The organism is Anaerococcus lactolyticus ATCC 51172 (genome assembly GCF_000156575.1).
GTDB classification, from domain to species: domain Bacteria; phylum Bacillota; class Clostridia; order Tissierellales; family Peptoniphilaceae; genus Anaerococcus; species Anaerococcus lactolyticus.
Genome location: NZ_GG666049.1, coordinates 118564 through 134595, shown reverse-complemented (window position 1 = coordinate 134595; position 16032 = coordinate 118564). Strand labels below are relative to the sequence as shown.

The window sequence follows — 16032 nt, the reverse complement described above, 5'->3', positions numbered from 1 at the left end:
GTTTGCTTAGTTTATAATTAGGGTAGGTACTTAATTTTTAAAGGAGTTAACGATGACAGAATATAGGATTGAAAGAGATTCTTTAGGAGAACTCAAAATCCCAAAGGACGCTTATTATGGAGCCAATGCTTATAGGGCTTATGAAAATTTTAAAATTACTTCTAAGGCCATGGACCCATATTTTATTAGAGCTATTGTTGAAATAAAAAAGGCTTGTGCCATCCAAAATAACAAGGTTGGCATCCTTTCGGATAGGAAGAGTGCGGCTATTGTGGCAGCTTGCGATGAAATCCTTGCTGGCAAATACCTGGCAGACTTTATAGTTGATCCTATCCAAGGTGGGGCTGGCACTTCTTTTAATATGAACGCCAATGAAGTTATTGCAAATATTGCTAATGTAGCTCTTGGTGGAAGTCTCGGCCACTATGAACATATCCATCCAAATGATCACGTAAACCTTGGCCAGTCAACCAACGATGTCATACCAACAGCAGGTAAAATCGCCATAATTCGCTACATAGAAGACCTTGCTAGGGATACAGAAAAATTAATAAAGGCCTTAGACGATAAGGCTAATGCCTTTGATGATTATGTAAAAATGGGCAGAACCCAGCTTCAAGATGCTGTTCCAATCACTCTTGGACAGGAATTTAAGGCCTATTCAAGGGTTGTTGAAAGAGGGCTAATGAGGTTTAAAAAAGCCATCGAAGAGCTTTCTTCAATCAATCTTGGGGGCACAGCTGTTGGCACAGGCCTTAATGCAGATGATAATTTTGTAGAAAATATTGACAAGATTCTAAGAGAAATCACAGGACTAGATTTAAGGCAGGCAGAGGACTTGATTGACTCAACCCAAAACCTAGATGGGTTTTTATTTGCATCTTCAGTCCTAAAAACTTTTGCAGCTAGCCTTTCAAAAGTGGCAAATGACCTAAGACTCTTATCTTCAGGCCCAACCACAGGAATTTCTGACTTCAAACTTCCAGCCAAACAGGCAGGATCATCAATCATGCCAGGCAAGGTAAACCCAGTTATACCAGAAGTTGTAAACCAGGTTGCCTTTTTGGTTGTAGGTAATGACCTAACAGTTACTATGGCAGTTGAGGCGGGACAACTAGAGCTAAACGCCTTTGAGCCAATCATTTTTTACGCCCTAATTCAGTCCATAACTACCCTAAGGGGAGCTATTCAAACCTTAACTGTAAATTGTATAGAAGGCATCACAGCCAACAAGGAAAAATTAAGGGCTAAGGTAGAAAATTCTGTTGGAATCATTACAGCCTTCGCCCCACACATAGGTTACGACATGGCATCATCTATTGCCAAACAATCTATGAGGGAAGCAAGGCCAATCAGAGAGTTAATTCTTGAAAGAGGGCTAATGACAAGCGAAGAAGTTGACAAGATTTTAGACTATAGAAAGATGACCCAACCGGGTATTTTAGATGAAGAACACATGGAGAAAGATTGATGGATTACAGGATTGAAAAAGATTCCATGGGAGAAATCAGGGTAGGAAATGACAAGCTTTGGGGTGCTCAAACCCAACGTTCCTACGAAAATTTCCCCCAAGGAGTGGCAAGGATGCCCTTTGATCAAATCAAATCCCTTATCCTAGTAAAAAAAGCGGCAGCTCTTGTAAATAATTCCCAGGGAAAGCTAAAAGATTCTTATAAGGATGCCATTGTCGCAGCTTGTGATAAGGTTTTGAATGAAAGCTTTGAGGATCAATTTCCACTTACAGTCTACCAAACAGGCTCAGGCACTCAGACCAATATGAATGTAAATGAGGTAATAGCCCATTTGGCAAATGAGACTTTGGGTGAAAATCTAATCCATCCTAATGACCATGTCAATATGAGTCAGTCAACTAACGATGTCTTTCCTACAGCTATGCACATCACAAGCCTTAGACTTATAAAAGAAGAACTACTTCCAGAAGTGGATGGCCTTGCCGAAGAATTTTACAAGAGGGCAGAAGACTTTAAGGGTATAATTAAAACCGGCAGGACCCACCTCCAAGATGCAACCCCTCTTAGTTTGTCAGATGAAATAAAAACTTACGCTGACCTTATAAAAAGAGACGGAGCTTATATTAGAGAAAGTGCCAAGGCCCTGGAATTTTTGGCAATCGGGGGCACAGCTGTTGGTACTGGCTTAAATACAAAAAAAGGTTATGATACAAAGATGGCAGAAACCCTATCCGACCTAACTGGCTTAAACTTAAGGGCTGACTTAAATAAATTTTTGCAATTATCAAGCAAACATGGCATGGCCAAGGCCCATGGAGCTATAAAAATTTTAGCCTCAGACCTATTGAAAATTGCTGAAGATATTAGATTTTTATCATCGGGCCCAAGGACAGGTATTGGCGAGTTAATAATTCCTTCAAACGAACCGGGCTCGTCTATCATGCCGGGCAAGGTAAACCCAACCCAGGTAGAAATGCTAACCATGATTTGCCTAGAAGTGATGGCAAATGACGTGGCTATAAGTTTGGCAAATTCCCTTGGCCAACTAGAACTAAATGCCTATATGCCATTTATAACCTATAAGATGGTGGATTCTGTAAAGATTTTATCAAAGGGACTTCATTCCTTCAATATCCACCTCGTTAGAGGCCTTGTGGCAAATGAGGAAAAAATTAAGGAAAATCTTGAAAAATCCCTTATGCTAGTGACAGCCTTATCGCCACATATCGGCTATGACAAGGCAAGTGAACTCGCCAAATACGCCCACTCAAAGGGCATAAGCCTTAGAGAAGCGAATGCAGAACTAGGTTTTGTGACAGATGAAACTTTTCTAAAGATAGTTGATCCAGAAAAGATGGTTTAAATGAAAGAATATATACAAAGAGGCTCTTGGAACGACAGGGCCTTTGACTCTATAAACAAGTTAATAGCTAATCATGGCAAGGACAATCCATCCTATACTCCAGAAAAAAAGCCCTTTGCAGTTTTTGATTGGGATAACACTTCTATAATAGGCGATGTCGAAGAGGCAACCCTATACTACCTAATTACAAATCTCGCTTTCAAAATAAATCCTGAAGAGCTTTATGAGATTATAAGGGTACATGTAGACAGGTCAGATTTTCGTGATCCCTATAGGAATTTAGAAGGAGAGAGGGTAAATATAGATAAGATTTCTGCAGATATTTACGATGTCTATAAGAAGCTTTATGGAACTAGCGACAGGCTAGGGGGAGATGTGCCTTTTGAAATGATCAAAGAAACCAACGCCTACAAGGAATTTGTAGCCAAGATGATTTTTCGCTACAAGGCAGCAGATCACGACAAAGAAGCTGAAGATTCTTATTGCTGGATGGCCTTTCTTTTTACTCATTATGAGCCAGAGGAAATCGAAAAATTTTGTGAAGAAGCCTTTGCTTTTATGAAAAATGAGGAAGTAAGAAGGGAAAAATTCATTTCGCCAAATATAGAAACCCAAGCAGGTAGGGTAGCTGTCTCTTATTTTGTAGGTCTGGGCAACATCCCAGAAATGGTAGACCTCTACCATACCCTAGAACAAGAAGGGATCGATGTTTATGTGGTATCAGCCTCATTTATAGATATAGTAAGGACCTTTGCAACTGGAAATTCTTATAATTTTCCTAAGGAGAAAGTGCTCGGACTAAGGCTGACAAAGGACAAGAGAGGAAAAGTCATACCAGAGCTTGACAAAGCTTATCCTATGACCCAAAAGGAAGGCAAGTCAGAAACTATCAGGAAGCTCATCCAGAATGAGGCAAACTATGGTCCAATCTTAGTAGGTGGTGACAGCGACGGAGACCTTTCTATGATGACAGAATTTCCCACAACCGATCTGGGTTTGATTATTGATAGGAGGGTAAAAGGAGAGATAAACAACCTAAAGCAAGAGGCACTAGCTGGCTCTGAACGCTACATCCTCCAAGCCAGAAATCCATATGAGAAAACTTTTATAAGGGACGAAACGTCTATTAATTAGGAAGGCGCCAAGATGTCTTGAAAATGCTAAGTTAATTCAAGGCTCTTGGCTTTTTATATTCATAAGAATAATTAAAAGCGATAGAAAAAAATAAAAGCGGTTTTAAAAATAAAAGTGAGGCTGGGTTAGAAAAACAGGATTTACTTTTACCTATAATTGATGAAAGATGAAAGAGCCAACGAGCTTGAGCTAAGGCAGGAAAAGGTATTCAAAATTTTAACGTTAATCTAAGGAAAAAAGATTAGACAAAAGTCTGCCTTAAAACTCGTGCAAGGTAAGGGAAACCAAGCGCTTTGCGATGAAAAATTTATGTATATTGGGAATGTTAGGAAAAGAGAGTTTTTATAAAAAAACCAATAGAAATATTGACATAGTCGCCTTTTTCATATATAATTTAAGTTGATAGAAAAAGATTGGTTTTCTTAGGAATAACCAATTTATAAATTGGTTTTATTTTAGAATTTAGGGCTAGAATTCTAAAGCATGATCATTTTTAATATTTTTCTGTCAAGTTGCAAAGGTTTACATGTTGCTTTATAAACAAGGAGAATAAAATGAAAAAAATTGGTTTAATTCCAAAAATGATTTGTGGTATTATTTTAGGTATTTTAATCGGTACATATTTACCAGGATCAATCGTAAGAATTTTTGTGACATTTTCATCTATCTTTGGTAACTTCTTAGGTTTCATAATCCCACTTATGATCCTAGCCTTCGTTACTAAGGGTATAGCAGACCTTGGTGAAGGTGCTGGCAAGCTATTAGGTATTACAGTAGCTATAGCTTATTGCTCAACACTTGTTGCAGGTTCTGCATCATATTTTATGGCAAGAGCAATCTTCCCAAGCTTTATAAACGATAGTCAAGTAGCAGCAATCCAAGCTGCAGATAAAATCGAACTAAAACCATATTTCAACGTTGAAATAGCACCATTTTTCACAGTTACAAGTGGTATTATCTTCGCCTTTATGCTAGGTATTTGCATTTCATGGTTGAGAAAAAAAGGATCAGGAGCTTATCTATATGGAGTAGTTGATGAATTTAACAAGATTATCACTCAAGTATTAGCAGTAGCTATAGTTCCAGTCCTACCATTCTTTATCATGGGTAATTTTGCTAAGATGGCCTTCACAGGTTCTGTATTTGCAGTACTTTCTATCTTCTGGAAAATCTTTATCTGCATCATAGCCCTCCACTTAATTTATATTACAATTATGTTTGTGATATCAGGAGCTTATTCAGGTAAAAACCCATTTGCTATGATTAAAAATGAACTTAGAGGATATTTCACAGCAGTTGGTACCCAATCTTCCGCAGCAACAATTCCTGTAAACTTACAGTGTGCTGAGGCAAACGGAGTATCCCAACCAATTAGAGATTTTGTAATCCCATTAGGAGCTACAGTTCATATGCCAGGCTCTATGATTACCATAACTGCTTGCGTATTTACTATCTTAACAATGTATAATATGAATCACTCATATGGTCTTATGATCCAACTTATAGCTATCCTAGGTATAGCAATGGTAGCAGCACCAGGTGCACCAGGTGGAGCAATCATGTCAGCTCTTCCATTCCTACCAATCGTAGGTATTAGCCCAGAGTCAGCCATGGCTTCTCTTGCAATTTCCCTATACCTAACCCAAGATTCATTTGGTACAGCTGCAAACATCTCAGGTGATACAGCTTTAGCGGTAGCGGTAGATAAGTTCTATCATAGAAATATATTAGGAGATAAAAACTGGACAGCAGACCCAGTTAAATAAGACGTAAAATTTTGCAATATTAGGGGATGTTAACGAAATATTAATGGAAGTTAATAGGGTTAACAGCCCCTTTATAATTTTAAAAGGAGATATTATGGCAGTAAATTCTTCAATATTTGATATAATGGGACCGATTATGGTCGGACCATCAAGCTCGCATACAGCTGGAGCTTGCAAAATTGGTAATATAGCAAGAAGAATGGTCGATAGAAATTTTAATGAAGTTGATTTTTACCTCCACGGATCTTTTGCCAAAACCTATAAGGGTCATGGCACCAATAGGGCTTTGGTTGGTGGAGTTTTAGGATTTGAACCAGATGATGATAGGATAATAAATTCCTTTGACTATGCAGACAAGGCGGGAATAAAATACGAATTTTTTGAAACTGACCTTGGCGATGTGCACCCAAACACAGTGAAGATAGTCTTTAAGTACGCAGATAGAACACCACTTGAAGTTCAAGGCTCATCTATAGGTGGGGGTGCGATTGTAATTACAAAAGTAAATGGCAATGCAATCGAATACTATGCCAATAAACCAACTCTCTTTATGGCTTATGGCGAACAAAAGGGTGTAATAGCCCACGTGTCAGGGGTTCTATTTGAATATGGCTACAACATCCATATGATGAAAACAATCAAAGATGGCGACAATGTAATGCTAGTTTGTGAGTTAGATGAACCACTAAAAGAAGGAGTCCTTGAAAAAATCAGGGAAGGCAAAGAATTCACCTTCTTGAAATATATAGGATAGGATTAGATATGCTTACTACAATGAAATTATTAAAGGAAAGATGCAAGGAAGAAAATCTTAACCTTTGGCAATTGGCCATAAAAGATGAAATAGAGAATACAGGCAAAAGCGAAGAGGAAATTTTCCAAAGACTTCAAAAAACTTTAGATGTAATGAAAGCTTCATCCGAAAGAGCACTTGCAGAAGACGTAAGAAGCGTCACTGGCATGACAGGAGGCAATGCAAGAAAAATGCATGACTACTATCTAAAAGGCGAAGCAGTATTAGGGCAAGTCGCATCAACAGCCATGGCAATGGCATTTTCAACATCAGAAGTAAATGCGGCCATGGGTAGGATAGTAGCAGCGCCAACTGCAGGATCAGCAGGCATTATCCCCGCCACCCTCATGACCATGAAACACAAATATAATTGCGATGACAGGAGTCTGTGTGAGGCCCTATTGATATCAACTCAAATTGGCCAGGTCATCTTTGACAATGCAACTTTTGCAGGAGCAGAAGGTGGATGCCAGGCAGAAACAGGGTCAGCTGCAGCCATGGCAGCCGCAGCAGTATGCTATCTTAGAGGCTATGATGTAGAAATTCAAGAAAATGCTGCAACAGCAGCTCTCTTAAACATCATGGGTCTAATCTGCGACCCAATTGGTGGCATGGTAGAGTTCCCTTGCAACCTTAGAAATGCAAATGGCATCATGAACGCCCTAGCAAGTGCCGACATGGCAATGGCAGGAGTAGAAATGTTTGTCACCTTCGATGAAGCAGTAGAAGCGATGAAAAGAGTAGGCGACAGCCTCCCAGAAAGACTTCGTGAAACAGGTGAAGGAGGCATAGCAGTCTGTCCATCATCACTCAAACTAAAAAGAAAATATATAGACAAACTTCCTGAAGAGGAAGAATAATAGATAAACCGGGGTTCACACGCCCTGGTTTATTTTTATCTAAGCAAACTATTTTTTATGTAAGAGCGATGGGTAAGAGTGTCTGTACTGAGAGTTTTTAAAATTTTTGACAGGATGATTCTCGATTTTTGATTGTTTATTATCAAGTATCTAATCTTTATAAAAAAAGAGGCTTGTGCCTCTTAAAAGTTTTTGAAAAATCTACTCATTTCCTCAAAGACTTGCTCGCTTTCGTCAAGGTTTGGGTGGGAGAAGGCAAAGCTGTGACCTAGGGGATAGGAGTCGTTTTTCTTAAAATCTAGGAATTTATTTTTTATATTTTTTGCGTCTAGGAATTTTTTTAGGGCGAGCGCCTGGGACCTGATAAAATCTTCTTCGCTAGTTGCGATTATAGTTTTTGGCAAGGTGGTATGCTTTAGGGCTCTTAGGATGTCATCTGTAAAAGGAATTTCTTCATCACTGAGACCACGTCTAGTAGGTTCGTTGATTAGAGCAAGGGATCCTGTTTTCATAAGTCCAGTCATGGGAGAAATAAAACCCATAGCTGAGATATTTATGTTTTTGGCAGGGATGCCAAAGATTTTCCTGAAGTTCTCATCTTTCATTAGGGCGTAGGCAGCCAGTGTCAGAAAAGAACCAGCAGAATCCGACATAAGAAAAAAATCTTCGGTATAAAGACCTAACTTGCTAGCATTTTCCGCAAGATAAGTAAGTCCATCAACCACATCCCTTATTTGGTCTTTGAAAGTGACATTTGGCAAGAGCCTGTAGTTGACATTAGCGACATTAAACCCAAGTTTTGCCAGACAAACACAAGCCTGTTTGCAAATTTCCTTAGTCCCATAAACAAGGCCACCACCATGGACATTAACCACAGTAGGAAGGATTTTGCCGGTAGAATTTCCATAATATATATCAAAGTTATGGTAAAAATCTCCGTCATCCTTGTAGGCAAGGTCAGAAACAACCCTTACCTCACCTGTAGAATAATTTGCGCAAGCCAAACGGCTTTCGTCTTTTTTTCTTAAAATTTCAATAATATCCTCAAGACCCAAATCAGGATAGAGGTCCCTTTTGTTTTCATTCATAAAATTCCAACTTTCCACTTCTTATTAGCCACAAAAATCAAGGGGTTGATCAAGACTTAGACTATAGGTCTTTTAAAGGAGCTGATTTTCACAATCCATCAACTTTATATAAGGCCTTTATGTCTAGCAAAAATTTCAAATCTTATTTATATCACTCTTTAAGAAAAAAATTTCATACAGTAAGAACAAGGTCAAAATTGCAGCAATGCCAATGAAGACCCCAGTTAAGTTTGTAAAACCGGTGATATTTTTAAGCGCCAACAAGACAAGAGGGGAAATGAGCGTACCTATGTTATTAGATGCGAAGATTATTCCAGTTGCCTTGGCAATGTGTTTGCTTATCATTTGGTTTTCCAGGTCTCCAACCAAGTAAGATATAACTATTGATTGGAAAAATGTGGCTAGGCCAACACCAATAACCAAGAGGCTGACAGACTCGTCTGTAATTGAAATTAGAATACTGCCTATAATTACCATCAAGATCGCAACTTTTAATGTATGGTTTTTAAAAATTTCATACACCTTACCAAAGGCAAAACCACCAACCATACCAACAAACATGATAATCATTGTATAAAGGCTGATTGACTCGCCGATTATTCCGTTTTTTGCAAGCACAGTGGGAAATCTTAAGTTCATAGCACTTGTAGACATGATGACAATGAAGGATATGGCAGCATAATACTTTACAAATCTATTTGCCTTAAATTTTTCATCGCTCTCTGAGCTATCAAACTTGACCTCGGGTATGGTAGCTACAAAAAATATGAGAGGAAGGAGGGCTATTACATAGACCGCAAATGAATTATAAAAATCATTTTTGCCCAAAGATCCTGCTAGGAAAATCGCAAGGATAAGTCCAATCATCTCAAAAGCATTCCTAAAGCCTAGTAACTTAGCTTTTTTATTTCCCGAATTAAAGATGCTTATGTAGGTGGATGAGTTCGCCCCGTAGATACCTATACCAGTTCCAAGGATTAACCTATTTAAGATAATACCTAGTTCGCTCCTAAAGCATAAGGGGATAAGTCCGCTTATAATAACAAGACTAAGACCGAAGATAGTTGTCTTTCTCATGCCGAATTTTTCGTTGATATTTCCTGAAAGCAACAAAAAAATAGTGCCTGTAATGGCATTCAAGCTGAGGATAAGCTCGGTGATGCTTATAGGAATGCCTAGGCCATCAATAATGTTTGGAGCAAACTGGTTTATAGCTATGGGAGTGGTGTGAAAGAGAGCTATAAACAAGGCAGCCCAATCTTTTTTAGTTGTTTTTTGCATAAAACAATAATAATCCTTCCTTAATTATTTTCGATAGATAGGTGTAAGGACTCACTTATCTATAAAACATTTAATTAAATACAAACTAACTAAAATATGATTTTATTAAAAGTCATGGCGATAGTTTGCTTTACATATTGATTATACCTTCAAAGATATGAATTTTTTGAAAGATTACCGGCTGTAACAAAATAATTATTCTTACAAAAAAAACAAACCTTGTGCTGGGATAGCACAAGGTTTAATTTTGCAACTTTATTTTTCTAGTTCTGCTTGTTTTTCAAGAGTTTTAGCACTTATTTTTAAGAATGGTAGGTAGATTAATACACCAAGTGCTATTACTACTAATTGAACTAAGACTGCCCTAAAATCAGCTCCTGTTGCAAGATAAGCGTTTAATAGTGGAGGTGTTGTCCATGGTACTAGGACGCTTGCCTTATTCATAAAGCCTACTAATGTTGCTAGGTAACTTACAAGGATACCCATAGCTGGAACTACCACGAAAGGAATCATCATTGGGAGGTTGAATACTATTGGAAGACCAAAGATGATTGGCTCGTTTATGTTAAATAGTCCAGGCAAGAATGATAGCTCACCAATTTGTCTGTATTGTTTGTTTTTTCTAAAGAAGAGGAAGACTGCTATCAATAAGCAGATTGTTGATCCTGATCCACCGATAAGACCGTAGCATTGGACAAGACTGAGGTTCATTATGTGTGGGATTTCAAGACCTGCTCTTGCAGCATCCATATTTTCATTAATGTTTACAAGAAGTAATGGTTCTAGGATTGTTGAGTAAATTACAGCTTGGTGGATACCGAAGGTAAATATTAAATTACCTAGGCTGTAGATTAAGATTGTTCCGAGTAATGAAGTATTTACTTTTCTTAAAGGCTCTTGAATCATTGTTGCTATTAGTGTTATTAGGTCTACTTGGAAGAAGTAGAATAGCACGAATGATAGGATTGAGAAGATAAGAAGAGTAAGTATTACTGGTATTAGGTTATTAAATGAATTGTTTACAGCTGGTGGTACGTTTCCGCCTATGTTTATCTTTATAGCCTTGATGTTGGATAGTCTGATGAATAATTCTGTTGCAAGAAGACCCATAATTATACCACCAAACATAGAGTTAGTGCCGAGGTTTCCGTAAGATAGGATGCCTCCAGCTTGGACAACTTCTCCGTTTGCTCCAGTCACATCAATTGTTTGAGGCATCATTACTATTAATGATGCTATGGCAATCATTACAGCTGTTATCGCATGTTCAAAGCCCTTGTTCATTGATAGGGTATAAGCTACAATACCACAGATTAGAAGACCTGATATACTCAAGGTAGCATTGGCAACTGATATTGCCCAGTGTGAAGCGACAGCCATTTGAGCTTCGTTTAAAATTTTTGGTAGAATTACAGCGTTGATTAACACTGCTATACCTGCAATTATAAATAGTGGGAGCATTATTGCGAAAGCATCTCTTAGAGATTTTAGGTGAATTTGTGATCCAAATTTCATACTAGCTTCTGAAAGCTTGTCTACGAATGATCTTTTATTTTTTTCTGTCATTTTATTTTTCTTTCCTTTCCGTTAGATTCAAATACTTGCTTAACATAAGCAAAACTTTTCTTTTTTATCCTTCTTAAATCTTTCAAGTCGTGGTTATCTCTATTTACATAAACCACCCCATACCTTTTGTCCATGCTTCCTGATGAGGAAAGTATATCTATAAAGCCCCAGCCAAGATAGCCCATACACTCGACTCCCTTATCTATAGCGCGTGCCATGGCATCAAAGTGGCTTTTTAGGTATTTAATTCTTAAATCATCCTCTATAAATTCATTTTCTGGAAGCTCTTCTCTGAGTCCTATGCCGTTTTCGACTATGAATATTGGTAAATTAGTCCTATTGTAAATTTCTAACATGGCGATTTCCAAACCCATAGGGTCGATTTCCCAATTCCATTCATTCCTATCAAGATAGTCATTTTTTACAAAGACATCCGTATTTAGTGGACAGTAGTCTTTTCCTTGATACTTAAGGGTTGCTGACCTGTAGTAGGAGAAGGCGATAAAATCACTTTTTATATTGTTGAGTATTTCTTCTTCTTGATCTGTTTTTTCGATTTTAATATTATTTTTCTCTAGGTAGGCCTTAAAGGTATTCATATACCCCTTTTGGGTGAAGACATTCAAATACAAGTTGTAATCAAAGTTATCATAAGCATTTCTAATATAATTATCTTCAGGCTTTGACGAATATGGGTAGTAGGTAGTGTATGCCAACATGCCACCAATTTTTAAATCTTTGTAATGCTCGTGGACATACCTTGCAACCCTTCCATGACCAACCAGGGTGTTATATTGAACTTGGTGGATATTAGTAGGGTTTATTTCTAGGTTGCTACCAGCTATGGTTAGGGCAAAATCAGATGAGTAAAGGTTGTGCTCATTGAAAGTTAGCCAATATTTTACTCTTTCGTGGTACCTGTCGATTATTATTTTTGAAAATTCAAAGAAATAGTCAATTACTTTTTTTGAAGAAAAACCGTTGTATTTTTCGCTCAAATAAAGAGGCATATCGAAGTGGTAGAGGCAAATAATGGGTTCTATTTGATATTTTTCAAGACACGCAATTAACTTATCATAAAATTCCAAACCCTTTTCATTAACTTCCCCATAGCCTTTTGGCAAGACTCTTGACCATGAGATCTGGAACCTGTAAGAGTTTGCTCCCATTTCTTTCATAAGTTTAATGTCTTCTTCATACCTATGATATTCATCTATGGCTACCTTCCAGTCGCTAAGATTTTCACTTGCCTCTCTAATGTCATAGACAGACTTGCCTTTTCCGTCTAAATCGTAGGCACCTTCCGTTTGCATGGATGAAGTGGAGTTTCCCCAGAATAATTGTTTATCCATCATTTCTCCTATTCAAGACTTTCTAAGATTATATTTTCCATATTTTTTATGCCAGAAGGAGTTGGGGCATAGGCATTAAATGGAACTTGAGCTATGGCCTTGCCATTTGCATCGGCTTTTTCCTTGTAAGCATCAAAATACATTCTTATTTGTGGACTTACAAGGACCATGTCATAGTCGCTTCCACTTAGGACTCTCTCGCTGTCGCTACTTGTTGTGGCATCGACAATAATGTCCTTACCGTCTTTTTCTAATTGCTCAGTGACTTTCTTTGCCATAAGAGATGAACTCATACCAGCATTACAAATAAGCATTACTTTTTTCATTACTTTTCCTCCAATTCTTTTAATTTTTTATTTATCCTAATCCATCTTTTTGCATTTTCCATAGCCATAGTTGCCATTGTTAAGTGGTCTTGGGCATGGATTAGGATAATGTTTATTTCATTTTTTTCGCCATTGGCTTCCTTGGTAAGCATACTAGTTTGAACTTCGTGGCAGGCTAGGAATTGGTCGTTAGCTTGCTTTAGGAGCTCCTCTGCTTTATCAAAATCATAAGATTCTGCCGCATCCATGGCTTCCGAAGATAGGCTTCTGCTTTCGCCAGCATGGGCAATTATATTGAAGGCCAACTCGTAAACTTTTTCGATACTATCCATTTATTCCTCCTTTCATAAATACGTTCATAAATTCCATAGGGTCTTTGGTTTTTAAGGCTTCTTTCTGGATTGGCTTGTTTGATAAGAATTCTCCTAGTTTTTCATAGTAGAGACTCATATCTCCAAGCCTATCACCCACTATAAGTGAATAGACTAAGTCAACCTTATTGTCGTTCCATTTTATAGGTTTATCGAGGATTATGATAATCGAATATGAATCTCCCTTTACCTGGTCGAGGATATGGGGAATGGCTATAGTATCAAAAGACGTTTGTCCCATTTCTTCTCTTTTTTTGAGTTGGTTCAGGGCAGTTTCTTTTTCAAAATTCGACTTATCTTCGATTGTTTCTGCTATAAATTTTAAAATTTCAAGTTTATTTGTGAATTTGCTTGTCCTTACTAGAACTGAGTTTGCAAAAATATCATAAATCTTACCAAGCCTGGTGTCGTCTAGGGCAATCTTAATATTGTCCAAGTCGACTTTTGAGAAGATGATATCTACATAGACAATTGGAAGGTCAAAGTCGTTGCCGAGTTTGACTGATGATATGATTAGGTCATAGTCATTCATATTTATTTGATCTAGACTCCTAAGGTCTGTAGTTCTTATTTCTTTGATGTTATTTCCAAACTGCCTATTTAGCTGAGTTTTCATTATCTGGGCTGAAGAATTACCGGCTCCACATATTATCAATATGTTTTTGGTATTTATGGTGTTGGAATTTATAGCTGCCATGATGTGGAGGGCTATATAGCCTATTTCGTCTTCTGATAGTTTTGTTTTGTATTTTTCGTTTACCACGCTTGCACCAATTGTTGCTAGGAGGTAGGAAATTTTATTTTCTTTTATATCATCTAGGATGGGGTTTTTCATGTTAAACCCGTACCTAATCCTGTTTACTAAAGGGCCTAGGTGGATGGCTAGGGCGAAGAAAAAGTCTATATTTGCCCTAAAGTCATACTTGGAGACCTTGTAAATTTCGTCGATTATGGCTTGTGATAGTTTTAGTATTTCACTTGATATATTTTTTTGGTCCCTAATAGTGTTCTTAGCTACAAGGTGCATGGTTATATAGCCTAGTTCCTGGTTTGGGATTTTTATTCCTAATTTAAGCTCAAGCTTATCTACGATATTTTTAGCAAGTTGATATTCCTTGTAGGATTTTATTTTGTTTTTAAACTCATCTGCCAGGTTTATATATTTTCCTTGCTTAATTCTTAAGACTGAAATATAGATGTGGATGACTAGATTTTTGAAATTTACATAGGGCATGTAGTAGTCATCACCGAAGTCAATTTTTTCTATAACTTCTTGAATTTTGTCGAAGAGGTCTCTATCTTTATCGCCTTCAAAGAGGAGTGGGTCTTCGCCTATTTCATTTTTTATCGCAAGCCTTATATCCTTCTCGTTTCCTTCTACTTTCATTCCGTAGTAGGGTTTTGATACAAGTTCTAAGTCATATCCTTCTAAGATTTGCCTTATGTTTGGCAGGTCTTTGTTAATCTGGGATTCACTTACGTGGAAGGTTTCGGCTAGTTCAAATTGTTTAATGTAGGAATTTGAGAATAGGAAGGTCCTTAAGATATTAACGTATCTAAGATTCTTATCTCCATCTTCTTCCTGGTAGTAGGCATATTTGTACCAGTCGTTTTTCAAAAAAATCTTAAACTTATCCTTATCCTTAATGGTAAATATGAAGCCCTTGCTTGGTTTGGATTCGATTATCGCCCCCTTATCTTTAATCACTGAATTTAATAGGTTTATCTCCTTTCTTATAGTTTTAGAAGATAACTCCATTACTTCTCCTATCTCTTTAGACGTATGGTAGTCGTAGTCAAGAGTTAGGTAGTCAAATATTTGCTTTAATCTTGTCTCAATCATATAACCACCTTATATATTTATTATAGTAAAGAATAGAAATAAGCTCCACACAAACATTTTCCTCAAACTTGTGGAAGCTACTTACTTGAAAATGCCTTTGTAAAATTATATTAAAAAAAAAGAAACCACATGTGATTTCTTTTTAGTAATAGATTTTGATATTATTCTCCCATTCCATGAAGATATATATCGTATTCAGCTTGCCAATATTTTTTATCGTCTTCATTTATTTTCCTTACAACCTTGGCGGGGTTGCCTACAGCTATGGACATTTGAGGTATATCCTTACTTACAACTGAGCCTGCACCTATGATTGAGCCTTTGCCTATGGTGACTCCAGGAAGGATTGTGACGTTGCCTCCAATCCAGACGTCGTCTTCTAGGATGATGTCTGCACCCTTCTCGACACCTGTGGCTCTTACTTCTGGGTCTATGGGGTGGATGGCTGTGAAAAGTCCTGTGCCAGGACCTATTAGGACTCTGTTTCCTATTTGTATTTTTCCTAGGTCTACCATGGAGACGTTGAAGTTTATAAAAGAATTATTTCCTATGTAGATGTTGTCCCCATAATCACACCTGAAAGGGGAAAGGACCGTTGACTTACCAAAGCTTGCGAATAGTTCTTGGCAGATTTTATTTCTTTCTTCTCTGTTCGTTTCCGTATTTAATTTTACTAATTTTTCCCAGCAGGCAGTGAGTTTTTCAACAAGATAGTCGTCTGTTTTAAAGAGCCTGCCGGCCTTTAAATTTTCGTAGTTTTTCATACTATCAATATACTTTTGATAAATTAAATGACAATTCGTAAAATATTAGTAAG

Annotated in this window: 14 protein-coding genes; 6 read left to right on the top strand and 8 right to left on the bottom strand. The window is 37.4% G+C overall.

Annotation, left to right across the window (positions count from 1 at the left end; genetic code table 11):
• Positions 1-52: 52 nt before the first annotated feature.
• The 6 genes from HMPREF0072_RS08650 (at position 53) to sdaAA (ending at position 7388) form a co-directional block, all read left to right on the top strand.
• On the top strand, positions 53-1471 hold the full coding sequence (locus HMPREF0072_RS08650; protein WP_004829311.1) for an aspartate ammonia-lyase: 1419 nt from the start codon (positions 53-55) through the stop codon (positions 1469-1471).
• The gene (locus HMPREF0072_RS08645) at positions 1471-2835 is read left to right on the top strand and encodes a class II fumarate hydratase (protein WP_004829309.1); all 1365 of its coding nucleotides are present in this window, start codon (positions 1471-1473) and stop codon (positions 2833-2835) included. Before HMPREF0072_RS08650 ends, HMPREF0072_RS08645 begins: the two co-directional genes overlap by 1 nt.
• Positions 2836-3969: an HAD family hydrolase gene (locus HMPREF0072_RS08640; RefSeq protein WP_004829308.1), complete on the top strand. Its 1134-nt coding sequence runs from the start codon at positions 2836-2838 to the stop codon at positions 3967-3969.
• A gap of 554 nt (positions 3970-4523) precedes the next feature.
• The gene (locus HMPREF0072_RS08635) at positions 4524-5735 is read left to right on the top strand and encodes a dicarboxylate/amino acid:cation symporter (RefSeq protein WP_004829306.1); all 1212 of its coding nucleotides are present in this window, start codon (positions 4524-4526) and stop codon (positions 5733-5735) included.
• A gap of 94 nt (positions 5736-5829) precedes the next feature.
• Positions 5830-6489: an L-serine ammonia-lyase, iron-sulfur-dependent subunit beta gene (sdaAB, locus tag HMPREF0072_RS08630; RefSeq protein ID WP_039931301.1), complete on the top strand. Its 660-nt coding sequence runs from the start codon at positions 5830-5832 to the stop codon at positions 6487-6489.
• A gap of 8 nt (positions 6490-6497) precedes the next feature.
• Entirely contained in the window at positions 6498-7388 is an 891-nt protein-coding gene (gene sdaAA, locus HMPREF0072_RS08625; RefSeq protein ID WP_004829302.1) for an L-serine ammonia-lyase, iron-sulfur-dependent, subunit alpha, read from the top strand.
• Between the two features lie 182 nt (positions 7389-7570).
• Here sdaAA and HMPREF0072_RS08620 read toward each other — a convergent pair whose 3' ends face one another.
• From HMPREF0072_RS08620 to HMPREF0072_RS08585, 8 genes are all read right to left on the bottom strand, one after another.
• Positions 7571-8476, bottom strand: a complete 906-nt coding sequence (locus HMPREF0072_RS08620) for an alpha/beta hydrolase (protein ID WP_004829301.1) — start codon at positions 8474-8476, stop codon at positions 7571-7573.
• A 135-nt stretch (positions 8477-8611) separates the two neighbouring features.
• Positions 8612-9757 (bottom strand): MFS transporter, encoded by a 1146-nt coding sequence (locus tag HMPREF0072_RS08615; protein ID WP_004829299.1) that lies wholly within the window; start codon positions 9755-9757, stop codon positions 8612-8614.
• A 255-nt stretch (positions 9758-10012) separates the two neighbouring features.
• Positions 10013-11323: a PTS sugar transporter subunit IIC gene (locus HMPREF0072_RS08610; protein ID WP_004829297.1), complete on the bottom strand. Its 1311-nt coding sequence runs from the start codon at positions 11321-11323 to the stop codon at positions 10013-10015.
• Positions 11320-12675, bottom strand: a complete 1356-nt coding sequence (locus HMPREF0072_RS08605) for a glycoside hydrolase family 1 protein (RefSeq protein WP_004829296.1) — start codon at positions 12673-12675, stop codon at positions 11320-11322. The genes HMPREF0072_RS08610 and HMPREF0072_RS08605 overlap by 4 nt, the downstream gene beginning before the upstream one ends.
• Before the next feature lie 8 nt (positions 12676-12683).
• The gene (locus tag HMPREF0072_RS08600) at positions 12684-13001 is read right to left on the bottom strand and encodes a PTS cellobiose transporter subunit IIB (RefSeq protein ID WP_004829293.1); all 318 of its coding nucleotides are present in this window, start codon (positions 12999-13001) and stop codon (positions 12684-12686) included.
• Positions 13001-13333, bottom strand: coding sequence for a PTS lactose/cellobiose transporter subunit IIA (locus tag HMPREF0072_RS08595; protein WP_004829290.1), 333 nt, complete (start codon positions 13331-13333; stop codon positions 13001-13003). The genes HMPREF0072_RS08600 and HMPREF0072_RS08595 overlap by 1 nt, the downstream gene beginning before the upstream one ends.
• The gene (locus HMPREF0072_RS08590) at positions 13326-15215 is read right to left on the bottom strand and encodes a BglG family transcription antiterminator (RefSeq protein ID WP_004829289.1); all 1890 of its coding nucleotides are present in this window, start codon (positions 15213-15215) and stop codon (positions 13326-13328) included. Before HMPREF0072_RS08590 ends, HMPREF0072_RS08595 begins: the two co-directional genes overlap by 8 nt.
• Before the next feature lie 161 nt (positions 15216-15376).
• A complete protein-coding gene (locus HMPREF0072_RS08585; RefSeq protein WP_004829288.1) occupies positions 15377-15979 on the bottom strand; it encodes a sugar O-acetyltransferase in 603 nt (200 codons plus the stop codon).
• Positions 15980-16032: the final 53 nt, after the last annotated feature.

What these genes read in the sequence shown, in the direction of transcription:
- HMPREF0072_RS08650 (WP_004829311.1), top strand. Translation starts at nt 53, where the DNA reads ATGACAGAATATAGGATTGAAAGAGATTCTTTAGGAGAACTCAAAATC.
- HMPREF0072_RS08645 (WP_004829309.1), top strand. Translation starts at nt 1,471, where the DNA reads ATGGATTACAGGATTGAAAAAGATTCCATGGGAGAAATCAGGGTAGGA.
- HMPREF0072_RS08640 (WP_004829308.1), top strand. Translation starts at nt 2,836, where the DNA reads ATGAAAGAATATATACAAAGAGGCTCTTGGAACGACAGGGCCTTTGAC.
- HMPREF0072_RS08635 (WP_004829306.1), top strand. Translation starts at nt 4,524, where the DNA reads ATGAAAAAAATTGGTTTAATTCCAAAAATGATTTGTGGTATTATTTTA.
- sdaAB (WP_039931301.1), top strand. Translation starts at nt 5,830, where the DNA reads ATGGCAGTAAATTCTTCAATATTTGATATAATGGGACCGATTATGGTC.
- sdaAA (WP_004829302.1), top strand. Translation starts at nt 6,498, where the DNA reads ATGCTTACTACAATGAAATTATTAAAGGAAAGATGCAAGGAAGAAAAT.
- HMPREF0072_RS08620 (WP_004829301.1), bottom strand. Translation starts at nt 8,476, where the DNA reads ATGAATGAAAACAAAAGGGACCTCTATCCTGATTTGGGTCTTGAGGAT.
- HMPREF0072_RS08615 (WP_004829299.1), bottom strand. Translation starts at nt 9,757, where the DNA reads ATGCAAAAAACAACTAAAAAAGATTGGGCTGCCTTGTTTATAGCTCTC.
- HMPREF0072_RS08610 (WP_004829297.1), bottom strand. Translation starts at nt 11,323, where the DNA reads ATGACAGAAAAAAATAAAAGATCATTCGTAGACAAGCTTTCAGAAGCT.
- HMPREF0072_RS08605 (WP_004829296.1), bottom strand. Translation starts at nt 12,675, where the DNA reads ATGGATAAACAATTATTCTGGGGAAACTCCACTTCATCCATGCAAACG.
- HMPREF0072_RS08600 (WP_004829293.1), bottom strand. Translation starts at nt 13,001, where the DNA reads ATGAAAAAAGTAATGCTTATTTGTAATGCTGGTATGAGTTCATCTCTT.
- HMPREF0072_RS08595 (WP_004829290.1), bottom strand. Translation starts at nt 13,333, where the DNA reads ATGGATAGTATCGAAAAAGTTTACGAGTTGGCCTTCAATATAATTGCC.
- HMPREF0072_RS08590 (WP_004829289.1), bottom strand. Translation starts at nt 15,215, where the DNA reads ATGATTGAGACAAGATTAAAGCAAATATTTGACTACCTAACTCTTGAC.
- HMPREF0072_RS08585 (WP_004829288.1), bottom strand. Translation starts at nt 15,979, where the DNA reads ATGAAAAACTACGAAAATTTAAAGGCCGGCAGGCTCTTTAAAACAGAC.